The following is a 12,923-nucleotide window of genomic DNA, read 5'->3' as shown; positions in this document are numbered from 1 at the left end:
CCATTTGGGCCCCCCCCACCCGAAACGGGGTTGCGCCCCCCGCCCGGGGGGGCGGGCACAGCCGCTTTGTCCCTCCCCGGGGACGCACACCCGGTTCCCCTACGGGCGGCCATGGCCAGGGACTCGTCGTGAGTCACAGACCCCGAACCCCCTCACAGGGACGGATGAATGTCCCCGCTCCTCATGCCGCTCTCCTGCTCACTGCGGCTCTGCAGCTTCCGGGCCTTCTCCTTGAGGCGGTCGCGTTCGGCGGGGTCGCTGGTGTGCTGCGCCGCGTCCTCCAGCTGCTGCGCCTTCTCACGCATCTGCCGGATCCGGCCGCGCACTTCGTCTGCGCTCATGATCACTCCTCGAACGGTCCGAACGGAAACACGGGTCGGCTGCCTCCACCACCAGCGAATCAGCGCCCGCCCCCATCGGCACCTTGAAGAATCACCCACGGTCACCACCCGGCCCCACGGCGGCGTCGCCTCACTGCGACCTTCCGCCACCAGCGGCCGGGAACGCTGTCGCGCACACCGCTCCCGCCTGCTGCACAGTGGAAGAGACGTCACACGGACGAGTGAAGGAACGCCGCGCCAACGGGCGGAGACGCCCCGAGTACCCAGTGGACGGGCGGAAACGCTCCGAGCGCGCGGCCCCGCACAGGCGCCGGGACACGGGAGCCCACGGCCGCACCACGGCCCCGCGGACACCGACCGGAACACCCGCCGCGGACCCCGCACTCTGCGGACCACCGAACGGAACGGAAGGCGTGAGGGGAATGACAATCCACACCGGACGCGTCGCCCACCAGGCGCCCGCCGGACGCCGGACGCCGCAACTCGACCCGGACACCCGCGCCGCCCTGCACCAGCTCGCCACCCTCCCGGACGGCCCCGCCCGCGTCCGGCTGCGCGAGGAAATCGTCTGCGCGTGGCTCCCGATGGCCCACCGCCTCGCCCGCCGCTACAGCGGCCGCGGCGAAAGCGACGAGGACCTCCGCCAGGTCGCCGCCCTCGGCCTGCTCAAGGCCATCGACCGGTTCGACCCCGGTGTCGGCACCGCCTTCGGGGCCTTCGCCGTCCCCACCATCATCGGCGAGATCAAGCGCCACTTCCGCGACGAACTGTGGGCCGTCCACGTCCCCCGACGCGCCCAGGAACTCCGCGCCCAGGTCCACCGGGCCCGCCAGGAACTCGCCATCCGTCCTGGCCACGCCACCATCACCGTGCAGGACGTCGCCGCCCACACCGGCATGCCCTACGAAGACGTCCTCATCGGCCTCGACGCCCAGAAGACCTTCACCGCGCTCTCCCTGGAACGCCCCCTCGGCGGCGAGGACACCCAGCAGACCCTCGGCGACCTCCTCGGACAGGAGGACCCGGCACTCGGACTGGTCGACGACCGGGAAGCCGCCGCCACCGGCCTGCGCACCCTGCCCGCACGCGAACGCCACATCCTCTACCTGCGGTTCTATCTCGGCCTGACGCAGAGCGAAATCGCCGACCGGGTCGGTGTCTCCCAGATGCATGTCTCCCGGCTGCTGCGCCGCTCCTGCGCGTATGTGCGCGAGAAGGCGCTGGCGCCGCAATCGTGACTGCGGCATCGGCGGATCGGCAGACTGGACCGGAAGCCAGGTGGCGCGGCCGCCTGGCGGACCGAGCGGTGGTCGCCTGCGCGAGGCGTCGGTCGCGCTCGGGTTCCGGCGACGATCTGCCTTCGTGGACGATCTGCCTTCGGCAACGGTGAGTTCCCGCCTCGCACCTGACTTCTCCCTGAGATCACACACTGTCACCCTCCGTGATCGCTCAGGGATGTCCCTGATCGCCCCCTGACCTTCCTCGAATCCCGTGCCCACCCGCCCTACGCGGCGGTAGCGTTCGCCCCATCGACGCCGCAACACATCAAGTCGGAGCCGGAGAGGAAGGCGGGGGAGAAGTGCAGGCGCAGGGGCAGGGCCGCAGCAGACATCACGGCCGGAGCGAGGAACACGACCGAAACGAGCGGCACGACCGAGCAACGGGCCGAACGCAGGGACGGCCCCAGCCGGAAGCAGCAGCGGAGGCATCCGCCGCAGCCCGGACACTCTGGCGCCTGACCGAGCCGCTTCACGCCGTCAGCTACTTCGACGCAACCTGCCGCGGCCTCGGAAAGGCCATCGGCCTCAAGGGCTACTGGATGGGCTACTTCGCCGCCCGCACGGCACCGCTGGGTGCCGTGTCCGCCCCGCCGGCCACCGAACTGCTGGGCGTGTTCGCCCCCGCCATGATCGCCCGTGCCCTCCCGGCCGCCTGGGACGCGGTCGGCCCGGAGCGCGTTCTCGACGCCCGCGCCCGCTGCGCCGCCGACGCGCTGCGGGCCGCCGATCCGGCGGTCGAGACATCCGTCGCGAAGGTGGCCCCCGCCCTCAGAGCCATGGTCGACGACGCGCCGAGAGCCGCGCGGCCCCTGTTCGCCGCGAACCAGGCACTCTGCGACCGCGCCGACCCGGTCGAAGACCTGTGGCAACTCGCCACCGCTCTCAGGGAGTTCCGCGGCGATGCCCACCTCTCCGTTCTCGCCGAACACGAACTCGACGGCTGCGAATCCCTGGTCCTGGCCGTGGCCTGCGGCCTCGTCCCCGAGGAGTCGATGCGCCAGGACCGGGGCTGGACCGAGGAGGAATGGACCGCGGCAACGGCCCGCCTGTGCTCGCGTGGCCTGGTCGACAGCCAGGGCGCTGCGACCACCCGCGGCGCAGCGGAACGAACGGAGATCGAGCAACGTACCGACGACCTCGCCGCCCGGCTCCTCAGACCTCTCAGCACCGCACAGACCGGCCAACTCCTGCGGGACCTGACGCCCGTCACCCATCGCGTCCTCGCCACCAGGCTGTTGCCGTTCCCCAATCCGATAGGGCTGCCGCCTCCTCCGGCATCCAGCAGGCACATTGATGGGCGGAACATGGGGCGGGGGCGCTTGACTGAGGCCGGCTGACCGCGTCCGATGCCGTCTCATCCGCTCCCTCCGGCGGGCGACCGTACGGACCGGTTTGAACGGCACGGACCCGTCGGACCCGGGTACCTGTAGCCAGAGCCGGACGTCTGGAACGAGGCCGGTCTGCCGCTGGGCTCGCCCCTGTGCGCACCAGCGCATGCGGGTCGGCCTGTGAGGGCGCCGCCCCGGGCCTCGCATATGAGTCGGCTGCGGGCAGCGCCGAGATGCCCATCGTGCGGCAACGCCTCAACGTCGACCCACATTGCCCCAGAGGCCCGTACCCCCGTGGTCCGCAGGCCCGTACCCGGGGCGCGGATCCGTTCCGTAAGCCCGAATCGCCCCAGGCGAATCAGGCAGGCGGGTGGTTGCGACAGGCAGGGGGCGGACGCCGTGGTAGGCGTCAAGGGGTGTGCTTCTGTGCGGTGGTTCCGCAAGAGCCCCAGGGAAGAAGGAACGACGATGACGACCGAATCAGCCCCCGACGGATCCGGGCCCGTGCCCGGTGAGCCAGGTCCGGTGCCCAGGGATCCTCAGCCCCGTGGGCCGGTGCCGGAAGAGCCGGAGCCGCAGGAAGAGCCCGGGCCGGTACGCAAGCCGGACTCCGATCCTGACGACGAGCCGCAGGTTCCCGAGCCGCCGGACTGACGGTCCCGCGCGGACCGGACCGGGGCGGATCCCGACCGAGACGGACCGGAGTACCGGGCTCGGACCAGGGCGGAACCGGAAAAACGGACCGGGACGGGCCCGGGCTGAGACGGGTGCCTCAACCCACAGCCCACCCCACTCCAGGCGACGTCTCCCCGATCTTCGTAGGCCGCCACCTGACACCCGGCCCCGACGCCGGCGGCGTAGTTCCCCGGTCCGGTACACGGCATCCGCCAGGCGCACTCGCGACCCCACCGCACTCGTTCTCGTAGGGAAAGCCTCTCAACCTCGCCGGCCCCCGTCGTCCGCCCCCGTCCGCCGGGCGAACGAAGTGAGGCCCCGCAAACGCCCCGCCGGTCCGCCCACGGCAACCGCCCCGCGAACCCCCGGGCCCGCGAGCGCTCGGGCCCCACCCCAGGAGATGCCCCGCATGCCCCACCCCACCGACCCGGTCGGCCCCGCCGCCACGCCCGCCAAGGGATCCACCGAAGCGTCAAGCACCACAGACCCTCCACCCACCAGCCAACTCACCCCCACCAAGCCGGGCACCCCCACCGCCCTGACCCCCACCGAACTGGCAGAACTGGACGCCCAATGGCGGGCCGCCAACTACCTGGCCGCCGGGCAGATCTACCTCAGGGGAAACCCGCTGCTGACCGAGCCGTTGCGGCCGGAGCACATCAAGCCCCGGCTGCTCGGGCACTGGGGCACCTCGCCCGGTCTCACTCTCGTCCACACCCACCTCAACCGCGTGATCAAGGCCCGGGGCCTGGACGCCGTCTGTGTCTGGGGGCCGGGGCACGGTGGTCCGGCCGTGCTCGCGCACTCCTGGCTGGACGGTTCGTACTCCGAGACGTACCCGGATGTGAGCCGGGACGCGGCGGGGATGGCGGAGTTGTTCCGGCAGTTCTCGTTCCCCGGGGGTGTGCCCAGTCATGTCGCGCCGGAGACGCCCGGTTCGCTGCACGAGGGCGGGGAGCTGGGGTACGCGCTGACGCATGCGTACGGGGCGGCGTTCGACAATCCGGAGCTGGTCGTCGCCTGTGTCATCGGCGACGGCGAGGCGGAGACCGGGCCGCTCGCGGCGTCCTGGCACGCCAACAAGTTTCTCGATCCGGTGCACGACGGCGCGGTCCTGCCGATCCTGCACCTCAACGGCTACAAGATCGCCAACCCGGCCCTCCTCGCCCGCATCCCCGAGGCGGAGCTGGACGCGTTGCTGCGCGGCTACGGCCATGAGCCGCTGTACGTCACGGGCGACGCACCCGGCCCGGTGCACCACGCGATGGCCGCCGCGCTGGACCGTGCGCTCGACCATATCGCCGCGATCCAGCGGCGGGCCCGTGCGGACGGCGGCGCCGACCGGCCGCGTTGGCCGATGATCGTGCTCCGTACGCCCAAGGGGTGGACCGGCCCGCACGACGTCGACGGGGTGCCGGTCGAGGGCACCTGGCGCGCCCATCAGGTGCCGCTGCCCGCCGTCCGCGAGAACCCCGCCCACCTGCGGCAACTGGAGTCCTGGCTCCACTCGTACCGGCCGCGCGAGCTGTTCGACGAGGGCGGACGGCCGCGCCCGGAGGTGCTGGCGCGCGTCCCGGAGGGCGACCGCCGGCTCGGTGCGTCCCCGCACGCCAACGGCGGACTCCTCCTGCGCGACCTGCCGATCCCGCCGCTGGAGGAGTACGCCGTGGACGTCGAGGCTCCGGGGAGGCGGACGCACGAGCCGACGCGGGTCCTCGGCGGGCTCCTCGAAGGGGTGATGGCGGCGACGGCCGCGCGCCGCGACTTCCGCGTCGTCGGCCCCGACGAGACCGCCTCCAACCGTCTCCAGGCGCTCTACGGGGCGACTGCCAAGGCATGGCAGGCCGAGACGCTCCCGACGGACGAGCATCTGGCGCGCGACGGCCGGGTCATGGAGGTGCTGTCGGAGCATCTGTGCCAGGGGTGGCTGGAGGGGTATCTGCTGACCGGCAGGCACGGGCTGTTCGCGAGTTACGAGGCGTTCGCGCACATCGTGGACTCGATGGTCAACCAGCACATCAAATGGCTGCGCACCGCCCGCCGACTGCCCTGGCGCCGCCCCGTCGCGTCCCTGAACTACCTGCTCAGCTCGCATGTCTGGCGTCAGGACCACAACGGTTTCTCCCACCAGGACCCTGGTTTCGTCGACCATGTCCTGAACAAGAGCCCCGAGGTGGTCCGGGTCTATCTCCCGCCGGACGCCAACACCCTGCTCTCGGTCGCGGATCACGCCCTGCGCTCCCGCGACTACGTCAATGTGATCGTGGCGGGCAAGCAGCCGACGTTCGACTGGCTGACGCTGGAGGAGGCCCGGGCGCACTGTGCGCGGGGCGTCGGCGTCTGGGAGTGGGCCGGGACGGAGGACGGCAGCCGCGAACCGGATGTCGTGCTGGCCTGTGCGGGCGATGTGCCCACCCAGGAGGCCCTGGCCGCCGCCTGGCTGCTCCGCCGCCAGCTGCCCGACCTGGCGGTCCGCGTCGTCAATGTCGTCGATCCGGCCCGCCTGATGCCGCGCGACGCGCATCCGCACGGCATGCCGGACGCCGAGTACGACGCGGTCTTCACCCGCGACCGGCCGGTGATCTTCGCCTACCACGGCTACCCCTGGCTGATCCACCGGCTGACGTACCGGCGGGCCGGGCACGAGCAGCTGCATGTGCGCGGCTACCAGGAGGAGGGGGCGACGACCACGCCGTTCGACATGCTGGTCCGCAACGACCTCGACCGGTTCCGGCTGGTCATGGACGTCGTGGACCGGGTGCCCGGGCTCGGCAGCCGCGCCGTCGCGGCACGCCAGGCCATGGCCGACGCCCGCATCCGCCACCACGCCTGGACCCGCCGCCACGGCACGGACCTGCCGGAGGTCGCCGACTGGACGTGGGGCGAGGGCTGACGGCGGCCGCCCCACGCCTCATCGTCGGCTCAACCGTCGCAGGCGTCGCGTACGTCGTCGGCCACGTGGGCGTCGAGGGCGGCCCGGACCAGGGCGGCGGCGAACGCGGCGAGGTCCTCGTCCGGGACGAGCGTGGCCAGTCGGCCGGGGTCCTGCGGGAGGCCGAGCCGTTCGGCGCCCTGGAGGGCCTTGCCGTCGAGGAACGGCGCGAGGGCGGGCCACACCCCTTGCACCTCGCGGAGGAAGATCGCGGCCCCGGCCGGGCCGATGCCGGGGAGCTCCTGCAACGCGTCGCTCAGCGCGCCGGGGTCGCCGTCGGCCGCGTCCCGTATACGCCGCAGATCGCCGCCGCAGGAGTCGTGCAGCAGCGTGGCGCCGGAGCCGAGTTGGGTGGCCGTCCGCTCGTCGTAGCGCCGGTAGCCGCCCTCGCCCAGGGCGTCGACGCGCTGTTGCCAGGTGGCCTCGGCCATCGAGCGGGGGGTGCGCATCCCGGCGGCGAACAGTTCGCGGGCCGCCGCCACCGCGACCGAGGCCCGGATCCGGGCGCTGAGCAGCAACGCCAGCACCAGGAGCTGATAGAGCGGCTGCGGGGTGTCCCGCAGCCGGATGCCCGCCTCCGCCGCGTACGTCGTACCGTGCCGGTCCAGCAGGACCCTGGCCACGTCCCGGTCGCGCTTCCGGCTCATGCTCGCACCTCCGTCCCTCGCCCCCGCGGACACCGTGACCGCCCCCTCCTCTCCGTTGTCTCACGGGTGGGCGGGGCGGCGCGCGGGGATGGGATGGGGGCGCCCGGTTCGGGGAGTGCGCCCCCGGGTGACGGCCGGGGAACTGCGATGGCCCTCGTACCATCAAGGAAGATGAACGCCCTGCGCACGGAGGATCTGGACGCGCTGTTCCCCGGCCTGATCGACGGCGTCCTGCGCGCGGCCGACCTCCAGGCGGAACGGCTCGGCGAGCGCTGACCGGGCGGGAGCGGTACGGGGGGCGCCCGGATGCCGGGCCTCCGAGCAGGTGAGCCGCGCTCCGCCGGTGAAGTGAGCTGCGCTATCGGTGTAGTCCCGGTGCGATGAGCGTGCCGCGCGGCTGGGCCGGGCGGGGTGGGCGCTAGGTTTCCCCCGTGTCGGAAAGCGACTTTTATACCGTTAGTGAACGATATGAAGCCCAGGACATGAGGGGTGACTGGCCCGCCTGGGAACTGCGCGGACACGGCTCGGCCGCGCCGTCCCGCGAGGGCGCGGACGGCCTCCCGGACGGGGACGGCCCCCTGGAGACGGCCGATGCCGCGCCGTCCCGGCTGGATCCGCTGGAGCCCTGGGTGAGCGCCCGGCTGACGTTCCCCGACGGCGCCCGGATCGACGTGCTGGTCACCGTCGAGGACGACGGCATCACCGTGGAGGACCTGCGGGCCGACCCGCCGTTGCCGCTCAGCGGGCTCGCTACCCTCGCCCACTGGATCGAGGGCCCGCTCGACGACGCCTGCCGCATCGCCACCGGCCGCACCCGCAGGCCCCGCCCCGTACCGGCCCCCGCCGCAGATCCGTCGGCCGCGGGCGGACCGTACGACGGCGGCGCGCGGGGGAGTGGCGGCACACCCCCCGCGGAGGGTGAGCCGTCGGCCGGTGGCGCCGTGCCGTCCATCGGGCCCGGCGCGGGCCCCTCGGCGGATCGAGCGCCGGATCCGGCTGCGGAACCAGTGGTGGCACACACGACGGATCGAGTGCCGGAGTCGGCTACGGGCCGGGCAACGGCTGCGGCAACGGAGTCGGCGACGCCCCCAGCGGCAGCGCCAGCCGCCGAACCGACCGCCGACCCCGGATCACCGGCCGACCCCGCCGAGGCCCGGACCGTCGCCACCGGATCACCGGCCGACCCCACCGAGGCCCGGACCGCCGACCCCGACGCCGCTCCTGCCCCCGAGCCGTCCGGCACTCCGGAAACCGCCACCCCGGAAGCCGCCACCCCCCAAACCGACACCCCGGAAGCCGACACCCCGGAAGCCGCCACCCCCGAAACCGACACTCCGGACGCCACTGACCCCGCCCCGTCCCCCTCCCGAGCCGATCCCTCCGCCGCGGTCACTGAGCCCGCCGCGGCCGAAGGATGGGCGATGTGGGGGCGGGGCGGTGACCGGAGCAAGGTGGTGGCCGACGCGTACCGGGAGGCGCAGAGGGAAGGGCGGGACCCGGTGGAAGCGGTGATGAGCGCGACCGGACGGGGGCGCCGCCGGGCCTTGCGCCTGATCGCCGGTGCACGCGACGCGGGCCTGCTGTCGCCCCGGCACCACCGGCGTTGACGGGACATCCGTTCTTCGGCGGGTCCGAGGAGCAGACCGGGAGGGAGCGCACCCGGCAACAGCGCTCTCAGGAAATACGCCGCGGCGAACGCAGCCCCTAACCGGCGAACGCAGCCCCTAAGAGGGCCCCTGCTCCCCACCCCGCGGCGCATCCACCCGCGTCCCGGCCCCCGGGGCGTCCGCTCCGTTCTCCGGCCCGCCCTCCGGCTCCGGCGGAAACCCCGACTCCCCATCGAGTCCGTACCGTTGGAAGAGTTCCGCGCGCAGGCGGGGGAGCGGTGTGGGGGCGCCGGGCAGGAGCAGCGGGACGACCGTGCCCATCAGCAGGGCGCGGAGCAGGGGGTAGTCGGCGTCCGGGTCGGTGGAGCCGTAGGCGATGACGGTTTCGCGCAGGAGATGGGCCAGTTGCTGCTGCTCGGGGCACTGGATGAAGCCGTCGGCGGTGAGGATGCCCGCCATGTGGGTGCGCATCAGCAGCGGGTGGTCGCGGGTGAGGCCAAGGATCGCGTCGATGGCGCGGGCCATCAGCTCGCGGCCCGCTTCGGGGCCCTCCGGGCGCGGTTCGCGCTCCAGGGCCTCCTGGAGGGTGAGGTGCATCAGGCGGTGCACGGCCGACTGCAGAAGCTGTCGTTTGCCGGGGAAGTAATACGAGACCAGACCGCGTGCGGTGCCCGCCCGGCGGGCGATGTCGCCGAGGGTGGTGGCGTCGTAGCCGCGCTCGCCCACGAGGTCGACCGTCGCCTGGAGCAGCCGCTCGCGGGAACGCCGCCGCAGTTCTTCGTTGACCGATGCGCTGCGGGGGGACATCCTGATAACTCCTGCGTTGGCTGGCTGGCAGCCAGTATACTCAGGGCAAGCCGGGTGCCCGCCTTTCGAGGCATGAGATCCGGCCGCACCGGCTGGTTCGGACGACGCGGGGGATCGTCCGAACCAGTCCGTGGCAGCGCCCGTGCGCGGCGTCCGAGCGGGGAATCGCAAGGGTGCGGCGCGCGGGCGCTGCAGCATTGTGGATCTTCGTCCGCTCGCGCCGTGCATTCCCCGGCCCGTGCGGCGCTCCCTCCCCGCTTCTCCGTAAACCTCCTGAATGGCCGAAAAAGTGAGGTAACGGCTGCCGTGGGGCGGGTGAGGGGGATGCGGCGGAACGGGTGGTGGGGCTGCGGGCTCCGCACGAACATGGTGATAAATTGGTATATTTGCATCGATATGCTTCCAGTTCCTCAGCCACAGGGCCGGGCCGGTCTCCGGCCAGGGCGTGTGTGGCGATCCGGCGGGTGACGGATAGCGCATGCGCAAGAACGGGCACCGGGCGCCGGGCTCCGCACCACCGCGGGCCCTGCGCGTCCCTTGGAACGCGCGGAGTCTCGCGGGACAGCTGATGCTGATGCAACTGGTGCTGGTGGTGGTCCTCGTGGCCGCCGCCGCGCTGGCGCTGGTCCTCCAGTCGCGCAACGCCGGCACCCGCGACGCACAGCACAGCACCCGGGCCGCCGCCGAGGCGTTCGCCCTGGCACCCGGCACCGCACAGGCCCTCGACGGCCGGGACCCCACCGCGGAGCTGCAGCCGCGCGCGGAGGCGATCCGTAAGTCCGCCGGCGTCGACTTCGTCGTCGTCCTCAGCCCTCAGGGCATCCGCTACACCGATCCCGTCCCGTCGCTCATCGGCCGACACGCCAACCGTATGTACCAGGACGCCCTCACCGCGGGCGCCTTCACCCGCACCATCCCCAGTGTCCACGGCATCACCGTCACCTCCGTCGTCCCCGTCACCCGCGACGACGGCTCGATCGCCGGGCTGGTCTCGGTCGGCGTCACCGTCAAACGGGTGCAGAGCAACACCACCGCGGAACTGCCCGTCCTGCTCGGGAGCGCCGCGGCCGTCCTCGTGCTGTCCGCCGCCGGGACCGTCCTCGTCGGCCGCCGTGTGCGCCGCCAGACCCACGGGCTGGGGCCCGCCGAGATGACGCGGATGTACGAGCACCACGACGCGGTGCTGCACGCCGTCCGCGAGGGGGTGCTGATCGTGGATGCCGGCGGGCGGCTGCGGCTCACCAACGACGAGGCACGGCGCCTGCTCGGTCTGGGGCCGGACGCCGAGGGACGGCCGGTGACCGCACTGGGCCTGGAGCCGTCCGTCGCCGCGCTGCTCACCGACCGGCGCGCCGTGTCGGACGCCGTCCGCCCGGCGGGCGACCGGCTGCTGGTCATCAACGTCCGCCTCACCGACGGCCCGGACTCCGCGGCCAGCAGCGTCGCGACGCTTCGCGACACCACCGAACTGCAGGCGGTCACCGGCCGCGCCGAGGCCGCCCGGGAGCGGCTGCAGCTGCTGCACGACGCCGGGGCCCGGGTCGGCACCACCCTGGACGTGCGGCGCACCGCCCGCGAGATGACCGATGTCGCCGTCCCACGCTTCGCCGACGTCGCCACCGTCGACCTCGCCGACCCGGTGCTGCGCGGCAACGAACCGGACATCGCCGGGCAGTCGCTGCGCCGGACGGCCGTCACCGCGGTGCCGACGGGGACCGGACCGGGCAGCGGCAGCGCGGCGTTCCCCGTCGGCGAACCGGTCACCGCGATGCGGCCCGCCGCGCACGCCCGGGCGCTCGCCGAGGGGGAGCCCGTCCTCGTCTCCGACCTGTCCGAGGTGCCGGAGCTGGCCGGCGGGCCGGCGGCGCCCGGGCGGACCGGGGCCTCCGCGGAGGGGATCACCCGGCCGGCGGACGCAGGGCGGGCCGAGCGGATCCACGCCCTCGGCCTCGTCTCGCTGATCAGCGTGCCGGTCCGGGCCCGCGGCCGGGTGCTGGGCCTGGCCGAGTTCTGGCGCACCGCGGCGTCCGACCCCTTCGACGAGGACGATCTGGCCCTCGCCGAGGAGCTGGTGGGGCGGACCGCGGTCTGCATCGACAACGCCCGCCGCTACACCCGCGAACACGCCACCGCCGTCGCCCTCCAGCGCAGCCTGCTCCCCGGCGAACTCCCCGACCAGGACGCCGTGGACGCCGCCTACCGCTACCTCCCGGCGCAGGCGGGGGTGGGCGGCGACTGGTTCGACGTCATCCCGCTGCCCGGGGCCCGTGTCGCGCTGGTCGTCGGGGACGTCGTCGGTCAGGGTCTGCACGCCGCCGCGACCATGGGCCGATTGCGTACCGCCGTGCACAACTTCTCCGCGCTGGACCTGCCGCCCGAGGAACTCCTCGGCTACCTCGACGAACTGGTCAGCCGGATCGACGACAGCGGCACCGCCGACACCGCCCAGGTCTCCGGCGCGACCTGCCTGTACGCGGTCTACGACCCGGCCTCCGGCCGCTGCACCATGGCGACCAACGGGCACCCCGGTCCGGCGCTCGTGCTGCCCGACGGCACGGTCAGCTTCCCCGACATCCCCGTCTCACCGCCGCTCGGTCTCGGCGGCGAACCGTTCGAGACGGCGACGCTGGAGTTGCCCGAGGGCAGTCGGCTGGTGCTCTTCACCAACGGGCTGATCAGCGACCGCCACCGCGACCTCGACACCGGTCTGGCCACCCTCCGCGACGTCCTCGCGGGGCTGCCCGGCGCGGGACCGGAGGAGACCTGCCAGGTGATCCTCGACGCCATGGTGGGACCGCGGCCCGGCGACGACATCGCCCTGCTCGTCGCCGCCACCCGCCGCATGGACGCCGACCACGTCGCCGAATGGGCGGTGCCCAGCGACCCGTCGGCCGTCGCACCGGTCCGCGCGGAGGTCGCCGGGCGGCTCGGCTCCTGGGGCCTGGCCGACCTGGGGTTCGCCACCGAACTCATCCTCAGCGAACTCGTCACCAACGCCATCCGCTACGCCACCGGCCCGGTCCGCGTACGGCTGCTGCGGGCCCGCAGCCTCATCTGCGAGGTGTCCGACGGCAGCCCCACCGCACCGCATCTGCGGCGCGCCGCGATGACCGACGAGGGCGGCCGCGGGCTGTATCTGGTGTCGCAGTTCGCCGAACGCTGGGGGACCCGCTACCCCGACCGCGGCAAGGTGGTGTGGACGGAACAGTCCCTGGAGCCCGCCCCGGTGCCGACCGAAACGATGAGCGACGAGGACCTGCTCGACCAGTGGGACGACGAGGAGGAATGACCCGGCCCCGCACATGC

At 73.3% G+C, this 12,923-nt stretch carries 8 protein-coding genes; 5 read left to right on the top strand and 3 right to left on the bottom strand.

Annotated features, from left to right (window positions below):
- Positions 1-152: 152 nt before the first annotated feature.
- Entirely contained in the window at positions 153-341 is a 189-nt protein-coding gene (locus tag ACFWWQ_RS02150; protein ID WP_143942008.1) for a DUF6381 family protein, read from the bottom strand.
- A 422-nt stretch (positions 342-763) separates the two neighbouring features.
- On the opposite strand from ACFWWQ_RS02150, the gene ACFWWQ_RS02145 reads away from it, so the two are divergent.
- The 3 genes from ACFWWQ_RS02145 (at position 764) to ACFWWQ_RS02135 (ending at position 6,517) form a co-directional block, all read left to right on the top strand.
- Positions 764-1,579, top strand: coding sequence for a SigB/SigF/SigG family RNA polymerase sigma factor (locus ACFWWQ_RS02145; RefSeq protein ID WP_384588635.1), 816 nt, complete (start codon positions 764-766; stop codon positions 1,577-1,579).
- 341 nt (positions 1,580-1,920) lie between these two features.
- Positions 1,921-2,958 (top strand): hypothetical protein, encoded by a 1,038-nt coding sequence (locus tag ACFWWQ_RS02140; protein WP_384588631.1) that lies wholly within the window; start codon positions 1,921-1,923, stop codon positions 2,956-2,958.
- 1,075 nt (positions 2,959-4,033) lie between these two features.
- Positions 4,034-6,517 (top strand): phosphoketolase, encoded by a 2,484-nt coding sequence (locus ACFWWQ_RS02135; protein WP_384588628.1) that lies wholly within the window; start codon positions 4,034-4,036, stop codon positions 6,515-6,517.
- A gap of 29 nt (positions 6,518-6,546) precedes the next feature.
- On the opposite strand, the gene ACFWWQ_RS02130 is transcribed toward ACFWWQ_RS02135, so the two are convergent.
- Entirely contained in the window at positions 6,547-7,203 is a 657-nt protein-coding gene (locus tag ACFWWQ_RS02130) for an endonuclease (RefSeq protein WP_384588625.1), read from the bottom strand.
- 482 nt (positions 7,204-7,685) lie between these two features.
- Here ACFWWQ_RS02130 and ACFWWQ_RS02125 point away from each other — a divergent pair, with 482 nt between their 5' ends.
- Positions 7,686-8,810: a DUF6214 family protein gene (locus ACFWWQ_RS02125; protein ID WP_384588622.1), complete on the top strand. Its 1,125-nt coding sequence runs from the start codon at positions 7,686-7,688 to the stop codon at positions 8,808-8,810.
- Positions 8,811-8,927: 117 nt separating this feature from the next.
- Here the strand turns inward: ACFWWQ_RS02125 and ACFWWQ_RS02120 are convergent, their stop codons facing one another.
- Positions 8,928-9,617, bottom strand: coding sequence for a TetR/AcrR family transcriptional regulator (locus tag ACFWWQ_RS02120; RefSeq protein ID WP_384588619.1), 690 nt, complete (start codon positions 9,615-9,617; stop codon positions 8,928-8,930).
- A 478-nt stretch (positions 9,618-10,095) separates the two neighbouring features.
- Here ACFWWQ_RS02120 and ACFWWQ_RS02115 point away from each other — a divergent pair, with 478 nt between their 5' ends.
- Positions 10,096-12,906, top strand: a complete 2,811-nt coding sequence (locus ACFWWQ_RS02115; RefSeq protein WP_384588611.1) for a SpoIIE family protein phosphatase — start codon at positions 10,096-10,098, stop codon at positions 12,904-12,906.
- Positions 12,907-12,923 lie beyond the last annotated feature (17 nt).

It is taken from the genome of Streptomyces sp. NPDC059080 (genome assembly GCF_042739975.1).
Classification (GTDB): Bacteria; Actinomycetota; Actinomycetes; order Streptomycetales; family Streptomycetaceae; genus Streptomyces; species Streptomyces benahoarensis.
The sequence above is the reverse complement of the archived record's forward strand: the minus strand, read 5'-3'. Positions and strand labels throughout refer to the sequence as shown.